The sequence below is a fragment of the Sporosarcina sp. 179-K 3D1 HS genome, from assembly GCF_047228905.1.
GTDB lineage: Bacteria > Bacillota > Bacilli > Bacillales_A > Planococcaceae > Sporosarcina.
In genome coordinates, this window is record NZ_JBFEGI010000003.1 from 283,540 (window position 1) to 302,492 (window position 18,953).

Sequence of the window (18,953 nt, forward strand, 5' to 3'; positions counted from 1 at the left end):
TCTTACTCGCCCCTTTTTCTGGCGATGATGGCGACCCAGTCTTCCATTAGGACGGACTCGACAATATCGAACCCTTTTGTTATGAGGTCCTCTTTGACCAAATCTCTTTTCTGCCCGATGATGCCCGATACGATGAAAAGTCCGTCTTCCGGCAATAAATCAAAAGCGTCCGCAGAAAAAGAGAGGATGACTTCTGCCAATATATTCGCAACGATGACATCTGGAGTTTCATTGACAGAATCAAGCAAATTACCATGCGTCACTTTGATACGATCCTCAACATGATTCAACTTAATGTTCTCTTTTGCGGCAACAACAGCCACATCATCCAAGTCCAACGCATGGACATGCGACGCCCCTAATAGGGCTGCCCCGATGGATAACACTCCGGAACCCGTCCCCACGTCCACTACCGTATCGCCCTCTTGCACGTACTTCTCGAGCGCCTGCAAACACATGACAGTAGTCGGATGCGTCCCAGTACCGAACGCCATGCCAGGGTCCAATTCAATGATCAATTCATCAGAGACGACGGGATCATATTGTTCCCACGTCGGGACGATCGTAAATCGGCTGGAAATTTTGACTGGATGGTAAAACTGCTTCCACGCAGTTGCCCAATCCTCGTCATCCACTTCATTCGTGCTGATGATCGGTTGCTTCTCTGCCAAACCGAATTCCGCCAGATTACTGATCGACAGCTCAAGCTCCTTCATTGTTTCATTCAAGAAACTATTAACTGGCAAATAAGCTTTGACGATGACGCCATCTGCCGGAAAATCGGCTTTGTCCAATTCATAGATTTCGCCGAAGCGGTCTTCGTGGATCCGATCAGGCTCATTGGAATCTTCAATGACCACACCACTGGCTCCCGCCTCATGTAAAATGTTTGCAACCGCCTCCGTCGCCTCATGCGTCGTATGAATGGATATTTCCGACCATTTCACAATAGATCATCCCTTTCAATCGCCCTTAATAGTTCGTTTTATTTTATCGAACAATGAACTTGAGTACTCTTCCGGCGTATTGCCATCAATGGATGCAAATTCGCGCAGTAATTCCTTTTGTTTTTCCGTCAACTTTTTCGGTGTCACTACTTTTATAACCACGTGTTGATCGCCTATACCACGGCCGTGAACATTTTGGACGCCTTTCCCTCGTAATCGGAAGTTGGTCCCGGTCTGTGTGCCGGCCGGAATCTTTAACTTGACATTGCCGTGGACAGTTGGTACTTCGATTTCATCTCCAAGAGCCGCTTGCGGGAATGAAAGATTTAATTCCAAATAAATATCGTCGTCTTCCCGAATGAACTTCTCGTGAGGTCGGATAGAGAACACGATGTATAGATCGCCTGCGGGACCGCCGTTATACCCTTCTTCCCCTTGCCCTGACACTCGGAGCTGTTGGCCATCATCCACACCGGCCGGGATGGTGACTTTGATTTTTTTACGGTGTGTTACTCTGCCTGAACCATGGCAAGTTTCACATTTCTCAGGAATGATTTTACCGGTCCCTTGACAATGATGACAAGCTCGACGGTTCACCATTTGACCGAGCGGCGTATTCTGAGTGACACTGATCTGCCCGGTCCCCCCACAGTGATTACATGTTTCGGGGGTCGTCCCTTTCTTGGCACCCGAACCACTACAAGTGCCGCAAGCTTCTTCGCGTGGAATTTCAATTTCCGTCTGCTTCCCGAAAACGGCATCCATGAAGTCGATTGTCATCGTGTATTGCAAATCATTTCCTTTGCGTGGTGCATTTGGATCACGACGACGCGCACTGCCTCCGAAGAAAGTGCTGAAAATATCTTCGAAACCGAAGCCATCTCCTCCACCGCCTCCGAAGCCCCCGAATCCGCCAAACCCTTGATTCGGGTCTGCATGGCCAAATTGGTCATAATTGGCCTTTTTGGACTCATCACTTAACACCTCGAACGCTTCTGTCACTTCTTTGAATTTCTCTTCTGCGTCGGGTTCTTTATTCAAATCCGGATGATATTTTTTCGATAACGAGCGATATGCTTTCCGAATTTCTTCTTTTGTCGCGGATTTTGTCAATCCTAGCACTTCATAATAGTCTCTCTTACTCATTTTCCACTCTCCCGCATCACATTGACATGTTGATTATTGTACCATGCAAGTGAAAAAAGCGTAACCATACCGGGTTAAGTCTTAAGCATTTCCCTAGATGGCGCTAACCCTTGCAAATGGACAAAAGGAAAAAGCCAAAGCCGGAATATCGGACTTTGACTTTTCCGTCAAGCATCAATAACGTATCGTTTATTTTTTATCGTCCACTTCTTCAAAATCGGCATCCACTACGCCGTCATCTTGCGGTTGTTCCGCATTGCCGGCACCTTCAGCAGCTGCTTGTTCGTACAATTTCATGGAGAGTTGTTGGACCAGCTCTTCCAATTTTTCTTTCTTCGTACGAATATCGTCCAAGTTACCTGCTTCGATAGCGGATTTGAGCTCATCTTTTGCGTCCGTGACGTTTTTGATTTCGTCTTCAGAAACTTTGCCTTCCAGGTCTTTCATCGTTTTTTCTGCCATGAATACCAATTGATCGGCATCGTTTCGGAGGTCTGCTTCTTCTTTACGCTTTTTATCCTCTTCCGCATTCGATTCCGCATCTTTCACCATACGCTCGATTTCATCATCCGATAGGCCGGAGCTGGATTGGATTGTGATGTTTTGCTCTTTTTGCGTTCCAAGGTCTTTCGCTTTTACAGTTACAATTCCGTTTTTATCGATATCGAACGTGACTTCGATTTGCGGAATTCCCCGTGGTGCTGGCGGAATATCCGTCAATTGGAAACGGCCAAGCGTCTTGTTATCCGCAGACATCGGACGTTCCCCTTGTAGGACATGGATATCAACAGCAGGCTGATTATCCGCAGCTGTCGAGAACACTTGCGACTTGCTTGTCGGGATTGTCGTATTCCGTTCGATCAATTTTGTGAATACGCCACCCATCGTTTCAATACCGAGCGACAATGGAGTCACGTCAAGAAGAACAACGTCTTTCACATCCCCACTCAAAATGGAACCTTGAACTGCTGCACCCATTGCGACGACTTCGTCCGGGTTCACCCCTTTGAAAGGCTCTTTTCCTGTTTCTTTTTTGATCGCTTCTTGAACAGCTGGGATCCGTGTCGATCCACCAACCAAAATGACGCGGTCAATTTCAGATGCAGAGAGATCAGCGTCTTTCATAGCTTGACGAGTCGGTACCATTGAACGTTCGACAAGATGTGCTGTCAGTTCGTCGAATTTGGCACGCGTCAATGAGATTTCAAGGTGAAGCGGACCTGCTTCGCCAGCTGTAATGAACGGCAAGGAAATTTGCGTTGACGTAACGCCGGAAAGATCTTTTTTTGCCTTTTCCGCTGCGTCTTTCAAACGCTGCATCGCCATTTTATCTTTGGATAAGTCGATTGCATTCTCTTTGCGGAATTCTTGGACGAGGTAGTCGATAATGACATCGTCAAAATCGTCTCCACCGAGTTTATTGTCCCCTGCTGTCGAGCGCACTTGGAATACGCCATCTCCCAACTCCAGGATCGATACGTCGAATGTTCCGCCTCCAAGGTCATACACGAGAATAATTTGATCTTCATCCATCTTATCCATACCGTATGCCAACGCTGCAGCAGTCGGCTCGTTGATGATCCGTTCCACTTCAAGACCTGCGATTGTCCCCGCATCTTTTGTCGCTTGACGTTGCGCATCGTTAAAGTAGGCAGGTACCGTAATAACAGCTTTTGATACTTTCTCACCCAAATACTCTTCGGCATAGCCTTTCATATACTGCAGAATCATAGCGGACACTTCTTGTGGCGTGTACTCTTTTCCTTCTGCAGTTACTTTATAATCCGATCCCATATGACGCTTTACAGACATGATCGTATTTGGGTTCGTAATTGATTGACGTTTTGCCACTTCGCCGACTTGCCGTTCGCCATTTTTGAACGCAACGACAGAAGGCGACGTCCGGTTACCTTCCGGATTTGGAATTACCTTCGCTTCTCCGCCCTCATATACCGCTACTACAGAGTTTGTTGTCCCTAAGTCAATACCAATAATTTTACTCATACTAATATATCCTCCTAACAAAATCGCAAGTCACTTATTCGTTCACTTTTACCATCGATGGTCGCAGAACTCGATCTTTTAACTGATACCCTTTTTGGAAAACTTCAAGCACGACACCAGCAGACTTCTCTTCGTCCTGCCCCGTCATGATCGCCTGATGGAAATTCGGATCGAACTCCTGGTCATGCGCTTCGATTTCCACAAGCCCTTCACTTTCAAGAGCTTGCAAAAGGCTTCGGTGCACCATTTCCATGCCCTCCAACAGTGACTGAGCTTCCTCGGTCTTCACTTCGACGGTCAATGCCCGTTCAAAGTTATCCAAGACCGGTATCAGATTCGATATAAGCTCCTGTGCCCTGTATTTTTGCATCGCCTCTTTATCAAGCGATGCCCTTCTCTTGAAGTTTTCAAAGTCGGCAAGCAGCCGGAGCCGTTTGTTTTCTTCTTCCTCCAGCAGAGTCGTAAGCTCTTCCACCTTATCTTCTTCGGAGTCCGGTTGAATTGCTACTTGCTCATCACTCCCTGCTTCCGGAGCTGCATTCGCCTCTTCAATTGTTTCGTTCGGGTTTTCATTCCCATCAAATTTCGTCTCTTCTTGTACAGCTTCGTTTTCGTTCTTATTCTTTTCCACTTCTGTCACGATTCGTTCCTCCTTGCCGCTTCGCTGCCAATCGCCAATTTTTTCAACTCATTGGACAAGTCCTTGCTCATGCTGTCGAGCAATGTGATGACCCGTCCATAATCCATCCGCTTGGGTCCAATGATCGCGATCGATCCGGTCGTGTTTTCGCCAGCCGCATACGTAGCGGTAATGACACTGCAATCTTCCATCGCGTTTTCCTTGTTTTCTGAACCGATACGGACATGGATGCCGAGTACGTCCTCTTGGAAAAACGTCATGGCCGGCAATCCTTGTTCCATCAGTTCAAAAAAGGTTTTCATCTTCTCGACATCATTGAACTCAGGCTGTTTCATCATGTTCATCTTGCCACCGAAATAGAGACGTTCCACCGGTTCGATGGCAATCGCTTTTTGGAAAGATGAATATAAAACGCCAGCGTGGCGGATATGCCGTTCCAATACGGTTTTCGTCTCCTTCACAAGCATTTTTTGCAGGTGTTGGAGTGGCGTTCCGACCAGCCTTTCATTCAGTATATTCACCATCTTTTCGATGTCCGAAGAGGTAAAACCTTCCGGTACATTGAATAAACGATTTTCCACATGTCCATTGTCTGTCACAATAATTGCAACCGCTGTCCGATCATCCAATGGGACAATCGAAAAGCGCTTTACCGCATGCTGTGATGTATTCGGACCAAGCAGAATGGATGTGTAATTTGTCAAATCTGACAGAATGGTAGCCGATTTCCGGATCAATTCTTCGGTTTCGATGACTCTCTCCTTAAAAATGGAGCGCAGGCGGACGCTGTCTTCTTTTGTCAGTTTTTCAGGCGGTAGTAGGTGATCAACATAATACCTATATCCTTTTTCGGATGGGACTCTGCCGGATGAAGTATGAGGTTTTTCCAAATATCCCATTTCTTCAAGATCGGCCATTTCATTACGTATCGTCGCCGGACTGAATGGTGCTTCCGGTTTCTTCGATAGCTGCCTTGAGCCGACAGGCTGTGCGGATTCGATGAAATCGTCAACCGTCAGTTGCAATATGAGCAATTGTCTGTTTGTCAACATGATCATCACTCCTGTTAGCACTCTGATTACTCGAGTGCTAATACTATTGATAATTTAACAAATCCGAAATGCTGTGTCAACGAAATGACATCGTCATTATTTGATTGGAAAAGAGCGTAAATGGATTGTCTGATTCACTCGCACTTAACCCATCCATTCACTCAAAAAAGAAATTGCTGAAAGACTTCGTTTCCACGGAAAATCCCTTTCTTCGTCAATTTCACGTGGTCACCTTGTTGTTCTATCAATCCGTCTGCCATTAGCATTTCCAACTTCGTCCCATAGATATCCTCAAGTGACCGCCCAAACCTTTGATGAAAGGCAGAATTAGAGACACCATCCATTTTTCGTAAACCTAAGAACATCTCCTCTTCCATACGCTCCGCTTCCGTCACTTCGTGCTCTTGTTGAAGCGGTCGTTTGCCCTCCGAAATTTCCTGCATGTACTTGGTCAAAGGACCGATATTGGAATATCGCCTACCCTTTACATACCCATGTGCGCCCGCACCGATACCGGCATAATTTTCATTTTCCCAATAAATCAAGTTATGAATCGATTCAAAACCGGGGATGGCAAAATTGCTGACCTCATATTGCTTCCTATTATGTTTCTCCATCGAGTCGATAAGCACCTCGAACATTTGCGCTTCTGTATCTTCGCCAGGCAGGGGAAGCTTCCCTTTATTCATCAAGTTATAGAAGACGGTCTTCGGCTCGACGATAAGCGAGTAGCCCGAAGTATGGGGCAATTCGAGCGCCGCCGTTTGCTCAAGGGTGTGTTGCCACTGTTTGATCGTTTGACCCGGTAGTCCATAAATAAGGTCGACGCTAATATTATCAAAACCGGCCTTGCGTGCATCTCCTATCACCCGCACTGCATCATCCGGACCATGTGTACGGCCAATTTTCACCAGCAAATCAGGATCAAAAGACTGGACGCCAATGCTTAGGCGATTCACTCCGCCATTTCGCAGGACAGCCAGTTTGCCTGGAGTCAATTCGTCCGGATTGGCTTCGGTTGTAAATTCCTTCAATGCACTCACTTGCACGTACTGATGGATGATTTCCAATAGACGGTCAAGCTGTGCCTCCGAAAGCGAAGTCGGCGTTCCGCCACCTAGGAAGACGGTTTCCACCTCTTTGAAGGAAATCCCTTCTGCATGTAAAATGGCTAGTTCTTTGCCGATCGATTCGATATACGCATCGACTGGCTGGTTTTTGAAGAACACTTTATTAAAATCGCAATAATGGCAAATCTGGTGGCAAAACGGAATATGGATATAGATCCCTCGCATGCCGCCACCTCCTCTCTGAATGGCAGAACATCAAAAAGAGGGCAATGATGCCCCCCCTTTTAATGTTTATTACTCTTCGTCCATCTTTAACACAGCCATGAATGCTTCTTGTGGGACTTCGACGGATCCAACTTGTTTCATCCGCTTTTTCCCTTCCTTTTGTTTCTCCAAAAGTTTCCGCTTACGCGAGATGTCACCGCCATAACATTTTGCCAATACGTTTTTCCCGATCGATTTGATTGTTGAACGGGCAACGATTTTTTGACCGATGGCAGCTTGCACCGGCACTTCAAATTGCTGACGTGGTATCAATGATCTCAACTTCTCAACAATCGCTTTGCCTCGTTCATAAGAGAAATCACGGTGAACAATGAAGCTGAGCGCATCCACTTGTTCGCCATTCAGCAAGATGTCCATCTTCACCAGTTTGGATTGCTTATAGCCGATCAATTCATAATCCAGGGAAGCATAGCCTTTTGTTCCCGATTTCAATTGGTCGAAGAAGTCATAGACGATTTCAGCCAATGGCAATTCATAAATGATATTCACTCGGGCAGCATCCAAGTAATCCATCGTCACAAAATTGCCTCGTTTTTGCTGACAAAGCTCCATTACGGAACCGACATAATCATTTGGTACCATGATGGAAGCTTTGACATAAGGCTCTTCGACATGGTCGATCTTTTGTGCGTCCGGCATCATTGCGGGGTTGTCCACTTTCAATTCGGTTCCATCCGTCAATACAACGTTATAAATAACACTTGGCGCAGTGGTGATTAGGTCAATTTTGAATTCACGTTCAATTCGCTCCTGAATAATCTCCATATGGAGTAACCCGAGAAAACCGCAACGGTATCCAAAACCGAGAGCTTGGGACGTTTCTGCTTCATATTCAAGAGCTGAATCGTTCAACTCCAATTTTTCAAGCGCTTCCCGCAAGTCATTGTATTTCGATGTATCAATCGGATACAGCCCGCAGAACACCATCGGATTCATTCGGCGATAACCAGGTAGTGGTTCGCTTGCCGGATTTTTAACACTCGTGATTGTATCCCCGACACGCGTATCCCCTACATTTTTAATGGAAGCCGATAAGAAGCCGACATCGCCGACTGTCAACTCATCCCGTAGTGAAATATTCGGCGTGAAAACACCTGTCTCGATGACTTCAAATGTCTTCCCTGTCGCCATCATCCGGATTTCATCTCCCGGCTTGACAGAACCTTCCATGATTCGGATGTTGACAATAACCCCTTTATAAGGGTCGTAATGTGAGTCGAAAATCAAAGCTTTCAACGGAGCATCCGGATCCCCTTGGGGCGCAGGCACCTTTTCGACAATCTGTTCCAGAATTTCATCGATACCGATTCCTGCTTTTGCGGATGCGAGGACCGCTTCAGAAGCATCCAACCCGATGACATCTTCAATTTCCTGTTTCACCCTGTCCGGATCTGCAGCAGGCAAGTCGATTTTATTTACAACAGGCAAAATTTCAAGATCGTTGTCAAGCGCTAAATATACGTTCGCCAACGTTTGAGCCTCAATTCCTTGCGCAGCATCCACGACAAGAATGGCCCCTTCACATGCAGCCAAACTGCGTGACACTTCATATGTAAAGTCGACGTGCCCCGGCGTATCGATCAGGTGGAAGATATACTCCTGCCCGTCCTTCGCCGTGTACGTCAACTGCACAGCATTTAGTTTGATCGTTATTCCACGTTCCCTTTCCAGGTCCATGGAATCTAATGTCTGGGACTTCATCTCCCTGGAACTTAGCGTATGCGTCTGTTCCAAAATGCGATCGGCCAACGTTGATTTCCCGTGATCGATATGGGCAATAATGGAAAAGTTTCGGATATTTTTTTGACGTGCCAATCTCTCTTCATGATTCATCTCAGTTCACTCCTATTTAAGCTACTGAAATTATAGCAGTGAACTGTCCAGACTTCAATATTGGGCGTATAGGGAGTCCCCATTCGATAACATGTTTGATGCGGCTTGTGCTATGACAGAAATGGTCCGGTTCAATTCATCTTCCGTATTTCCAATTCCCCCTAGCTCGATCAGGATGACGGATGGATGAAGATCCTGGTTATACTTGCCATCCACTCCAACCCCGCCTTTCATGATGAAACTACGGGTGATTCCAGGAATGAGCTTCTCCATCTCTTGTTTCAAACGGTTTGCTTTTTCCTGGTTTTCCTTATACCTCGGATGTTCCGTGCCAATGACGAAAGCGACCTTTGCAAACCGTTCCCCTTCATGCGTCATCGTCGTTTTGGCAGGGCCGACTGAATCCCGGTGCATATCAATGATCAATTCATACTCTTTCTCTTTAATCCGTTGTTTGACATGTGGCCGGATTGCGGCATAGGCTCGATGATGCGGAACCCCTTTCGCAATCATTTCTTTTGCATTATCCACCGGCAGCACATCTGTCGGGATTCCATGGAACTGTAGTTGGTTTTGTAGCTTTTCTCCTACCCGTACGATATTTTCCGTTTGATGGGATACGGCCACTTTGCCGTCAACCGCTTTTGTCACTGGCTCGAATGCTTCGTGAGAGTGTGTAAAATAAAGTAGCACTTTTCCATCATCACTTGCCGTCTTTTGCGCTTCCGGTCCTGGTTCTTCTTCAACTACATTCGATGCGTACACGATATAAGCCGATTCTTTGACAAGATTGCTCGATTTCACTGTCGGTCCGCTCGGTACAAATTGAATCACAACAGGAAACAGGAAAAGGATGAGAATGAGTGTGCCCCAAATTTGCAATGAATTTTTCAAGTGGCATCCCTCCGTCTTCAACTATATGCCGGAGGGATGGCCTCAATTACTATTTTTTAAATCACCGACCCATTTCGTCAACGAATCAGATAACGTTTCTGCATAAATGGACACCCACGAATCGATTTCTTTCGGGGAAATGAATGTTCGCAACTCATGATTTGTCAACACTTCTTCAAATAACTGAATCCGGTCTTCATGCGGCCAGGAAGACCAGTCACCGAAAATAGGGATTAATGTCGAACGGTCCGCATCTTTATTCTCGCTATGGAGCCACGGAGAAACGGAGAGTCGCGAAGATGGACGGTCCTTTTCACTAATCTTTGAAGCGATATAGCCAAACATTGTATCAATCGCATCTGCTATAAGGACAGGACCATCGACAACCGTCGGAATCCCGATTGCGATGACCGGGATGCCAAGCGTTTCCTCGGATACTTCTTTCCGGCTGTTCCCCACCCCGGATCCCGGATGAATACCGGTATCGGTCAACTGGATGGTACGGCATAGCCTGGAGCTATCCCTAGCGGCAAGTGCGTCGACCACGACCAGCAAATCCGGCTGGATCTCCGTCACTAGCGCCTTGACGAAATGAGCCGTTTCCAGCCCTGTCTGTATGGTCACGCCGGGAGCGAACACATAGACCTCGCTGCCATCCTCGGCGTAGTATTCGGAGACGATTGTTTTCAGACGATCCATCGTCAAAGGGCCAACCGCATCTGGCGTCACATCCCGGTTGCCCAATCCGATAAACAGAATCTTGCCCTTTTTAAGAGAAGCTTTCTTGGCGATCATCTCATTCAATTTCTTGATGAGCACCCGGGACAGGTCCGCCATCCCTTCCGGATCTTCCGTCGTCAGGGCAGGCACTGTCAATGTAATGTAGGTACCCTTCTTTTTCCCAATCCGCTTCTCCCCTTCTTCATCGACAGTAACCGTCGTCATAACGACACGCCCCAATCGGGATTCGCCGAATTCGACACCTCTCGCGTCTTCCAATTTGTTTTTTTCGCGAGCTGTTCGATGACGCACCATTTCTTCACTTTCATCAATCAGGTCTGTCCTGAAAAAATCAAACGTTGCCATCATTCATCACCTCTGATGAAAGTTTGCACCAAGCCACAAGTAAATATTCTTTGCCGAAGCCATTCACTGCCGTTTATCTGCTAACGTTATTATTCTTTTATTTGTTGCAATCGACTCTCCGCTTTGTTAAAATAATGCTTGTTGTGAAAGTGATATCCGAATGATAATGGAAACACTCTTGCCTTACCTGAAATTGGAGGTGAATGAAATGCCAAACATTAAAGGTGCGATCAAACGCGTAAAACAAAGCGCTGCTGCTAATGAACAGAACTCACAAACAAAAGCTGCAATGCGGACTGCAATGCGTAAAGCTGAAGTTGCTCTAGACAATAAAGATGAGAACGCTGCTGACCTTTTGAAAGATGCAATCAAAAAAATGGACACCGCCGCACGTAAAGGCCTTATCCATAAAAACACTGCAGCTCGTCAAAAAGCACGTCTTACTAAAAAAGCACAATAATGAAAAAGGGACCATCCTCTTCGGATAGTCCCTTTTTTCATGTAAAAAATCTAACCCCACCGGCCGACCTATTCATTGTTTTAGAGGAGCCATTAAAAATAGTTCTAAAATGCGGTCCCGTTTGCCACTTGATGTTTTTAATTGATGATCGATGCTGGCCAATTGGTCAAGCACGGATAGCAAACGTTCTGCATAAGGAATATTTCTGTTTTCCAACACCAATTTCACCCGGTATGGATGCACATTCACCGTTTTTGCAATTTGCTGTTGCGGGTATCCTTTTTTACGCAACGCTCCGACATGGATCATCAGCCGGATTTGACTGGCGATCAAAGAGGTCAGCATAATCGGCTCTTCCCCATTTCGTAACAAGTCATGGTATATCGAGACGGCGTCGGCCGTCTTTCCTGATATATATGCATCGGTCAGGCGAAAAACATCCATTTCCGGTGTCCTTGGAACAAGATCCTCGATGATCGGTTCCGTAATATTCCCCGAACCGCCCAGATACATGGCCATTTTAGATATCTCGGATGAGAGGGCCAATAGGTCATCGCCTCCGATCTTAATCAAGTACTCCGCCGCTTCCGGCGAAATTCGCACACCATGGGAACCTGCTTCGTGTTGGATCCATGTGGAGAGATCCCTTCCTTGGATGCGCTCCGCTTCAAGAACTGTCGAGGTTTCTTTCATCAGTTTCGTAATGGTTTTTCGCCCATCCAGTTTCTCATATGGCGCGACAAATACAACAGTCGAGGTAGGAGAAGGATCTTTTAACCATGCCGTCAATACATCCAAGTTATGAATGACCTTTTCCCTTCCCTTGTCTTGGGCTTTTAAAAAAGAGGCATTCCCGGCAATGATCAACTTCCGGTCCTGAAGAAATGGCACAGTATCAGCTTCTTCAATGATCGTTTCTACGGGTGTCTCCTCGAGATCAAACCGGACGACCTCATCTCCCTCCATAGGAAGAATCGCTTTTTTTAAGCGTCTGATCGTCTCATCAATCAGGTGTTGCTCGGGACCCGTCAACAAATAAACAGGGTCAATCTTCCCCGCTTCTATTTTTCTCCAAATCGCGGTTGCCACCAACATCACCTCTTCAATACATATACGTACAAATTATACCTTATTCGAATCAATTACGCCTCGGCGTAATTGCGAATCGAACAGCGAAGAGTTCGATTTGCCGTATTTCTGCGTACTTTGCAGAAATTAAGGCACCCCCAATTTGATATCCTTTGTTCCTATCAAAATCCGTGACATCCGCCGGAGGCTTTATCTTTATTCAGCTGGGGTTCGGACACCCCTGATCATAAATATAAACCGGTATTCAACTCACCACCTTTAGAGATGGAGTTTTCAGCTGAATAAAGATGAAACTGTATGAACAAATTGTGTCAGTTCAATCCTTGCCCCTACAAAATGAGGATTGCTGTAGATTTTTAAAGGGTAATCATCTATACTAGATAGGGAATTAGGAGGTGTAGCAATGAACGAATTTGAACACGATGTACAGTCGAAAGAAAATGATGCAGTTTATTCAGGTGTTGGATTTGCAGTATCTTTCGTAGCTTTTTCACTTATTTTTATTGTTGCTACAGTAATCGACTTCATCGCAAGCTAAACATGTAGATGAAAGATGGACATCACTTCCCGACTGTGGAAAAGATGTCCGTTTTTTCATTCAGCCATCGTTTTGACTTGAAATTCATCCTCATTAACAGTGACCGTAATTGACCCGTATTCTGCGGTGTTCAACGTAGGTAATCCGAGACGATCGAATGTCTCCACAACTTCAGGATGCGGATGGCCATATCGATTGTTTCTACCGGCTGAAAAGACAGTGAGAACCGGACGTAAGGCTTGTACGAAGGGCTCTGTACTCGACGTTCGACTCCCATGATGTCCGGCTTTCAAAATGATTGGACCGAAATCGGATTTTCCATATTGGTTGAGAAACCGTTTCTCCCCTTCCGCCTCCAAGTCCCCGGTGAATAGAAATGAAGGGCCAGACGTCTTCATGAAGAGGACGAGGGAGCTGTCATTCCCTTCATACTTCTCCTCCTTCGGTGCTGCATACATAAATGCCAGATCTCCTTCTTCCCACAGCTTGCCAGCCTTCATTTCAAACAGTGGAATCCTTTTCCCGGCCGCCAACCGGTTTACTTCCGCCATCGCCTTTTCCGCCTGGCTTCCGGGCGAGATATGAATTTCCTTCACTTTCAATTCTTCAATCACCTCATCAGCCCCTTCTATATGATCGGCATCCGCATGGGTCAAAATGAGTTTATCGATGGTCGTTATGCCTTTTCCTTTTAAATAGGGGACAACAATTTTCCGGCCGACTTCAAAAGGCTTGTCAGGTGTCCGCCAATCACCCTCTCCATACATCACTGTCCCTCCTGCATCAATCACATAAACTGCTTTTCGAAATGGCAATTCTATAATGATACTATCTCCTTGTCCCACGTCGAGAAACGTCACATGTAAGGACTTATCAAGATACGGAGTGGAATGAATAAAAAGGGCCGGGATAACAATACAGGCCGCTAACAACGATTTTCGGACCCCTTTTTCCAACCCGATTAAAAATAACAAAGTCCCCACCGTCGCCAACGTCATAAAAGATGCAGACGGCCGTCCAGGCATCCAGAGCTGATACGGAAGCGAAGCGAGCCCTTCTGTTAGAAAACCAATACCAGATCGAAACGGAACATATGGGGTGAATAGCAAATTCGCAAGGTATGGCGATACATAGCTGGCACCGAGTAATATCAAATTGGCAGGCAGAATGATCACGGAGTAAAGCGGGACAAAGAGAAGGTTCACGAGTAAAGAGGATATGGATAATTCATGAAAATGGTAAAGGAGGATAGGATAAAGCGCCACTTGACTAATCATCGTCACAAGGAACGAAACGGTTAGCGCATGGTTCGATTTCCGTAGGATGGCGGAAGAGTAAATAAGGGAACAGGCGGCCAAATAGGACAATTGAAAGCCTGGTTGAAAGACGACAAACGGTTGATACAAAATAAAGGCGATGGCGCTTATGGCAATCGCATCATCCAGCCGCACTTTTATCCGTCCTGAAGCGGCTAGCAGGACCAAGACCGTGACTGAAACGGCCCGCCATACGGAAGGCGCCCCGCCCGCCAGCACTGCATAGAACGGCAAAGACAGGATCAGCAGGGTGTCCACCGTCTCTTTCCTTATTTTGAAGCGGAGCAAGGACTCTCTCATTAGAAAAACAAGCAATCCGACATGTAGCCCGGAAATGGCGAATAAATGCGTGATGCCAAGCGTGCGATAATCAGCAGCCAGTTGGTCATCCATCCCGCTTCGATCCCCGATGAGCAACGCCTCAGCCTCTGTAAGTAACGGTTCAGGGAAATTAGCTTGGATATGCTCTTTAATGTTTCTTCTATACTTTGATAACATAGCAGCAAAGCGAGCATTCTCTACAACGTCAATAATTGAATCCGTTTCTAAGATGCCAGATGCACCATACATCCTCAAATACTTTCGCATGTCAAAAGAAAATTCATTCGAAGGAATATCAGGCGTTTGGATCGTGCCCCAAAAAGTGAAGATAAGGGAAGGCAAATGGGTGGTGCGAAAAAGATCCTTCTCTTGTTCGTCAGCAAGCTTATAGGTTACATATAGAGTTTCACCGGAAAGAGTTTTGGCGATTCCTTTTACACGACCACCATCTATTCGGACAGTATCTGTCCAAATTAATTCGATGGTGACAGGTCCTTCACTCGGTTCTTTAGGTATGGTTGTCGGGAAGTATTGGAAAGAAAGGAAGGCGGCACAGGCCGCAAGGATGGGAGTAAGAAGCTCATTTCTTCTTCGTAGAAAGATGGGGATCAATAGTGAATTGCAAAGTAAGTACCAGGCCGTCCCGTATGCGGCAAAGGCCGATACGGCGACCGGTATGGCGATGTACATGAGGCGGACATCGCCCATCATTTTCCGAATAAATCATCCATCCTTTTCTGGAATGGGAGCAACAGTTCGTCAGTGGCACCAAGTGATTCCATCGCCTTTAACATATCAGCGAACAAGTTGAATTTCGAACCGCCGGAAAAGTCGACTTTCTTTTCGTCGAAGGGCACTTGTAGGACGGACACCCCTGATTGCGCGAACAGTTTCATCGCATAGGGATCATTTTTATAGTCGGCTGCATAGAATATCCGTTTGATCCCTGATTGAATGATCGCCTTCGTACATTGCAAACAAGGAAAATGAGTCACATACAAAGCAGATTCGGCCACCGGAATTCCGTATTTGGAACATTGCAGCAACGCATTCATTTCCGCATGGATTGTGCGGACACAATGGTTGTCAATCACATAGCAACCGTGGTCGATACAATGATCGCCGCCTGAAATCGAACCGTTATACCCTCCTGCAATGATCCGGTTATCCCGGACAATGATGGCCCCGACAGCCAGTCGGGTACAAGTGCTGCGCATTGCCAGCAGATGGCATTGGGCCATGAAAAACTGATCCCATGTAATTCGCTCCATATGGTTGCCTCCACTTACAAATTTTACTTATCTATTCATTGATGCTTTCTCAAATTATTTCACTTTAATATAAGGTTCCAAGTTCTCGAATGTTTTTTTGCCGATTCCGGATACTTCCATTATCATCTCGGGCGTTTGGAAACTGCCGTTGTCGGTCCGGTATTGGATGATTGCAGCAGCTTTAGCTGGACCGATGCCCGGGATGCTCATGAGGGCCTGCTCGTCTGCCTTGTTGATATCCACTTTACCATCCTCTTGCCGACCTGGCGTTTCCGCCGTCTGAAAGGAAGGCATGTCCTCCAGTTCCTCTCCATGAACCGGAACATAAATGACCGTTTCGTCAGCTAATTTCATCGCGTGGTTCAACATGCGGGTATCAGCATCAGGCAAATAGCCACCTGCTGCATGGATGGCATCGATGAGCCGATCACCTTCTTGCAAGGCATGAACTCCCGGATAACGGACCGCCCCTTTTACGTCCACTACAATTGGGACAGGGTCTTCAACGATTCCGTTTTCGAGCAAAACAACTTCTTCCGTTTCTTCTTCTATTAATTCAGGGAATGGGTTTTGGCCGCCCACTTTACTATCATCGGTGGATTGTCCTCTGGGAAAGAACAGAATAGCGGCTACAACAGCGATCGCTGCGAGGGGGGTGATGAACTTCCGCCACTTACTGAATACAGACGGTAGAAACAGGTCATACACCCTTTCTTCATGTCAGCATCCATACGGAGTCCCCTTCACTATAGCCGAATTGACTAAAAAAGAAAAGAGTTATTTTCGGACTTGGAAGAATATTCGCTCACTCTCTTCCTGAGGTGGTTCATCTTCCCAATCTGCAAAAATCCGTTCCACCGAAAACCCAATGTCAACCAGCATCTTGACATACTCGTACACCGGGAAGGTGCGTTGCGCATGCCTTTCATCAAAACGGCGGTACAACCCATTCTCTTGTTCAACAAAAAAGGACAATGCAGAATGAATTGAATGAATCTCCTCGCCCATTTCGGTCTCCCATATGTAAGCGATCCGACCATCATCGTATGTAAACGGGCCTTCCAAAAAAATCTCATCCATTTTATAAGTCGAATGGACATCAAATAATAAGGATCCGCCTTTTTTCAGAGAGCTATAGATCCGACGGAAGGTTTCCTTGACTTTTGCTTCATCGGTTACATAATTCAAAGAATCGATGGCTATAACCGCCGCATCGTAATTGTGGAAGCCGTCGAGTTTTTCCATTGGCTGTTGAACAAAGTTCACGGGCAAAGAAAGCGCAGTTGCACGCTTCTTTGCCACATCCAACATATCTGAAGATAAATCGACTCCTGCCACTTCTGCGCCGCGTTCGGCAAATTTGAAACTTAGCACTCCGGTGCCACATCCGATATCCAAGATCCGCTTTCCTTCCAGATCACCAATCGCCAATTCCAAAAAGTCGATGTATGAATCGTAAGGGATGTCGGTCATCAATTCATCGTAGATGGCGGCGAATTCCGCGTAGGCTTTCGTCATTTCCCTTCAGCCATATCCAGCATCGGGGCGTCTCCCCATAACTTCTCCAAATTGTAATAACCGCGCTCGTCCCGATGGAATACATGGACGACCACATCGCCCAGATCGATCAGTACCCATCTGCCCAAATCAAAGCCTTCCATTCTTTTCGCATGGAAACCTGCTTCGGCCGCTTTATCGGTAACTTCCCTCGCAATTGCCTGCACTTGTCTTTCCGAGTTGGCATGGGTGATGATGAATTGATCTGCAATTAGGGAAACGCCTTCCATATTTAAGACGACGATGTCTTCCCCTTTTTTATCGTCTACTGCTTTATAAGCGATTTCTAGTAATGTTGTCATTATCTCATTCCTCTCATGTGGATATGTTCGTTGTAGCAATCAATGGAGTCTGGAAAAATTGGAACCCCTTTGTTTGCCAGGAATCGGATCGAATGGATGATGCACGCGCTCATCGCTACATCCAGTGATCCCTTAGCTGCTTCACGTAAATCGTCGACTCCAGGGAAATTCCTTCCCATTTCAATCATATCCGCTACATATATAAGTTTTTCCAGTGGGGACATTTGTGCTCTTCCGGTCGTATGGTACCGGATGGCATTTAAAATATCCTCGTCCCGGATCCCATACTCGTCCCGGGCGAGTACTGTCCCCGCAGGCGCATGCCATAATTCGGGATGAAAAGAAAATAATCGAGGGTCCACTTCCTCTTCCTCAAGTATGGCTTGCAATTGTCCTTTTTCCATACATTTTGCAACATCATGCAGCAAGGCGGCCGCCTCCACTTGCTCGAGCGGCAACCCGAAGCGCTCACCCAGTATTTTCGCAATGGAGACAACTCGCAGGACATGTTCGTAGCGGTCGTTAGAGAGACGTGTTGCGACCTCACGCTTTATCCGTTCAAGATCCATAAAGCTCCTCCTTCCGGATAAATTCATCCACTGCTGGAAGGACAAGCAACTGGGCGGCTCCTCTTTCCGCAAACCGCTTCCGGATCAGCGTGGAAGAGAGGTCGATTTGTGGAATGTCTACGAAAATGATCGGGAACTCCGTTTTGCCGATTGTTCCTGGCCTCGGAACTCCAACCAATTTAACCATCTCCGATAACTCCTCTATTCTATACCATTCCGGCAGCATATCGACCATGTCCCCACCGATGATAAAATAGAAGTCCACATCTGGTTCCAGTTTCTTCATCGCGGACATCGTATCGAACGTATAGGAAACACCGCCACGCTCCACTTCGAAAGCGGATGCATGTAGTCCCTCAAAGTCGGCTACCGCCAGTTCCACCATTTGAAGCCGTTGTTGGGCCGTGGCATCATGAGTAGCCATCTTATGTGGAGGAATTGCAGTCGGCATGAGACGGACCTCATGAAGTCCAAGTGCAATCCGCACTTCATTGGCCACGATGAGATGGCCGATATGGGGAGGGTTGAAGGTGCCTCCCAATAGTCCAACTTTTTTCAATGGGAGAACTCCTC

The 18,953-nt window shown here is 46.6% G+C and carries 19 protein-coding genes; 2 read left to right on the top strand and 17 right to left on the bottom strand.

Features of this window, described 5'->3' with window-relative positions:
- Window positions 1-2: 2 nt before the first annotated feature.
- The 9 genes from prmA to gpr form a co-directional block, all read right to left on the bottom strand.
- A complete protein-coding gene (gene prmA, locus AB1K83_RS06550) occupies window positions 3-947 on the bottom strand; it encodes a 50S ribosomal protein L11 methyltransferase (RefSeq protein WP_413057352.1) in 945 nt (314 codons plus the stop codon).
- 15 nt (window positions 948-962) lie between these two features.
- Window positions 963-2,093, bottom strand: coding sequence for a molecular chaperone DnaJ (gene dnaJ / locus AB1K83_RS06555; protein WP_413057353.1), 1,131 nt, complete (start codon window positions 2,091-2,093; stop codon window positions 963-965).
- 189 nt (window positions 2,094-2,282) lie between these two features.
- A complete protein-coding gene (dnaK, locus tag AB1K83_RS06560; RefSeq protein WP_413057354.1) occupies window positions 2,283-4,097 on the bottom strand; it encodes a molecular chaperone DnaK in 1,815 nt (604 codons plus the stop codon).
- Between the two features lie 34 nt (window positions 4,098-4,131).
- On the bottom strand, window positions 4,132-4,737 hold the full coding sequence (grpE, locus tag AB1K83_RS06565; RefSeq protein ID WP_413057355.1) for a nucleotide exchange factor GrpE: 606 nt from the start codon (window positions 4,735-4,737) through the stop codon (window positions 4,132-4,134).
- Window positions 4,734-5,789: a heat-inducible transcriptional repressor HrcA gene (hrcA, locus tag AB1K83_RS06570; protein ID WP_413057356.1), complete on the bottom strand. Its 1,056-nt coding sequence runs from the start codon at window positions 5,787-5,789 to the stop codon at window positions 4,734-4,736. The genes grpE and hrcA overlap by 4 nt, the downstream gene beginning before the upstream one ends.
- A gap of 161 nt (window positions 5,790-5,950) precedes the next feature.
- Window positions 5,951-7,084 carry a radical SAM family heme chaperone HemW gene (gene hemW / locus AB1K83_RS06575; protein ID WP_413057357.1) on the bottom strand — a complete coding sequence of 378 codons (1,134 nt, stop codon included), beginning with the start codon at window positions 7,082-7,084 and terminating at the stop codon, window positions 5,951-5,953.
- Window positions 7,085-7,153: 69 nt separating this feature from the next.
- On the bottom strand, window positions 7,154-8,977 hold the full coding sequence (gene lepA, locus AB1K83_RS06580) for a translation elongation factor 4 (protein WP_413057358.1): 1,824 nt from the start codon (window positions 8,975-8,977) through the stop codon (window positions 7,154-7,156).
- Between the two features lie 54 nt (window positions 8,978-9,031).
- Window positions 9,032-9,871, bottom strand: coding sequence for a stage II sporulation protein P (gene spoIIP, locus AB1K83_RS06585; RefSeq protein ID WP_413057359.1), 840 nt, complete (start codon window positions 9,869-9,871; stop codon window positions 9,032-9,034).
- 42 nt (window positions 9,872-9,913) lie between these two features.
- Window positions 9,914-10,960: a GPR endopeptidase gene (gene gpr / locus AB1K83_RS06590; RefSeq protein ID WP_413057360.1), complete on the bottom strand. Its 1,047-nt coding sequence runs from the start codon at window positions 10,958-10,960 to the stop codon at window positions 9,914-9,916.
- A 205-nt stretch (window positions 10,961-11,165) separates the two neighbouring features.
- On the opposite strand from gpr, the gene rpsT reads away from it, so the two are divergent.
- Complete coding sequence (gene rpsT / locus AB1K83_RS06595) at window positions 11,166-11,417, top strand: 30S ribosomal protein S20 (RefSeq protein ID WP_413057361.1); 252 nt, start codon at window positions 11,166-11,168, stop codon at window positions 11,415-11,417.
- A gap of 72 nt (window positions 11,418-11,489) precedes the next feature.
- On the opposite strand, the gene holA is transcribed toward rpsT, so the two are convergent.
- On the bottom strand, window positions 11,490-12,506 hold the full coding sequence (holA, locus tag AB1K83_RS06600; RefSeq protein ID WP_413057362.1) for a DNA polymerase III subunit delta: 1,017 nt from the start codon (window positions 12,504-12,506) through the stop codon (window positions 11,490-11,492).
- Between the two features lie 403 nt (window positions 12,507-12,909).
- Between holA and AB1K83_RS06605 the strand changes: the two genes are divergently transcribed.
- Window positions 12,910-13,044 carry a YqzM family protein gene (locus AB1K83_RS06605; protein WP_413057363.1) on the top strand — a complete coding sequence of 45 codons (135 nt, stop codon included), beginning with the start codon at window positions 12,910-12,912 and terminating at the stop codon, window positions 13,042-13,044.
- A gap of 56 nt (window positions 13,045-13,100) precedes the next feature.
- Here AB1K83_RS06605 and AB1K83_RS06610 read toward each other — a convergent pair whose 3' ends face one another.
- The 7 genes from AB1K83_RS06610 to AB1K83_RS06640 all read right to left on the bottom strand — a co-directional run bounded on the left by AB1K83_RS06610 (window position 13,101) and on the right by AB1K83_RS06640 (window position 18,939).
- Window positions 13,101-15,371, bottom strand: a complete 2,271-nt coding sequence (locus AB1K83_RS06610; protein WP_413057364.1) for a DNA internalization-related competence protein ComEC/Rec2 — start codon at window positions 15,369-15,371, stop codon at window positions 13,101-13,103.
- Between the two features lie 17 nt (window positions 15,372-15,388).
- Window positions 15,389-15,952 (bottom strand): ComE operon protein 2, encoded by a 564-nt coding sequence (locus tag AB1K83_RS06615; RefSeq protein ID WP_413057365.1) that lies wholly within the window; start codon window positions 15,950-15,952, stop codon window positions 15,389-15,391.
- 54 nt (window positions 15,953-16,006) lie between these two features.
- On the bottom strand, window positions 16,007-16,660 hold the full coding sequence (locus tag AB1K83_RS06620) for a helix-hairpin-helix domain-containing protein (RefSeq protein WP_413057366.1): 654 nt from the start codon (window positions 16,658-16,660) through the stop codon (window positions 16,007-16,009).
- A gap of 69 nt (window positions 16,661-16,729) precedes the next feature.
- Window positions 16,730-17,470, bottom strand: a complete 741-nt coding sequence (locus AB1K83_RS06625) for a class I SAM-dependent DNA methyltransferase (protein ID WP_413057367.1) — start codon at window positions 17,468-17,470, stop codon at window positions 16,730-16,732.
- Window positions 17,467-17,811: a ribosome silencing factor gene (gene rsfS, locus AB1K83_RS06630; RefSeq protein ID WP_413057368.1), complete on the bottom strand. Its 345-nt coding sequence runs from the start codon at window positions 17,809-17,811 to the stop codon at window positions 17,467-17,469. Before rsfS ends, AB1K83_RS06625 begins: the two co-directional genes overlap by 4 nt.
- A complete protein-coding gene (yqeK, locus tag AB1K83_RS06635; RefSeq protein ID WP_413057369.1) occupies window positions 17,811-18,380 on the bottom strand; it encodes a bis(5'-nucleosyl)-tetraphosphatase (symmetrical) YqeK in 570 nt (189 codons plus the stop codon). The genes rsfS and yqeK overlap by 1 nt, the downstream gene beginning before the upstream one ends.
- A complete protein-coding gene (locus AB1K83_RS06640; RefSeq protein WP_413057370.1) occupies window positions 18,370-18,939 on the bottom strand; it encodes a nicotinate-nucleotide adenylyltransferase in 570 nt (189 codons plus the stop codon). Before AB1K83_RS06640 ends, yqeK begins: the two co-directional genes overlap by 11 nt.
- Between the last annotated feature and the right edge of the window lie 14 nt (window positions 18,940-18,953).

Excerpts from the sequence above, each read along its gene's own strand:
- dnaJ (WP_413057353.1), bottom strand. The coding sequence starts at position 2,093 with ATGAGTAAGAGAGACTATTATGAAGTGCTAGGATTGACAAAATCCGCG.
- dnaK (WP_413057354.1), bottom strand. The coding sequence starts at position 4,097 with ATGAGTAAAATTATTGGTATTGACTTAGGGACAACAAACTCTGTAGTA.
- hrcA (WP_413057356.1), bottom strand. The coding sequence starts at position 5,789 with ATGTTGACAAACAGACAATTGCTCATATTGCAACTGACGGTTGACGAT.
- hemW (WP_413057357.1), bottom strand. The coding sequence starts at position 7,084 with ATGCGAGGGATCTATATCCATATTCCGTTTTGCCACCAGATTTGCCAT.
- lepA (WP_413057358.1), bottom strand. The coding sequence starts at position 8,977 with ATGAATCATGAAGAGAGATTGGCACGTCAAAAAAATATCCGAAACTTT.
- gpr (WP_413057360.1), bottom strand. The coding sequence starts at position 10,960 with ATGATGGCAACGTTTGATTTTTTCAGGACAGACCTGATTGATGAAAGT.
- rpsT (WP_413057361.1), top strand. The coding sequence starts at position 11,166 with ATGCCAAACATTAAAGGTGCGATCAAACGCGTAAAACAAAGCGCTGCT.
- AB1K83_RS06605 (WP_413057363.1), top strand. The coding sequence starts at position 12,910 with ATGAACGAATTTGAACACGATGTACAGTCGAAAGAAAATGATGCAGTT.
- AB1K83_RS06610 (WP_413057364.1), bottom strand. The coding sequence starts at position 15,371 with ATGTACATCGCCATACCGGTCGCCGTATCGGCCTTTGCCGCATACGGG.
- AB1K83_RS06615 (WP_413057365.1), bottom strand. The coding sequence starts at position 15,952 with ATGGAGCGAATTACATGGGATCAGTTTTTCATGGCCCAATGCCATCTG.
- AB1K83_RS06625 (WP_413057367.1), bottom strand. The coding sequence starts at position 17,470 with ATGACGAAAGCCTACGCGGAATTCGCCGCCATCTACGATGAATTGATG.
- rsfS (WP_413057368.1), bottom strand. The coding sequence starts at position 17,811 with ATGACAACATTACTAGAAATCGCTTATAAAGCAGTAGACGATAAAAAA.
- yqeK (WP_413057369.1), bottom strand. The coding sequence starts at position 18,380 with ATGGATCTTGAACGGATAAAGCGTGAGGTCGCAACACGTCTCTCTAAC.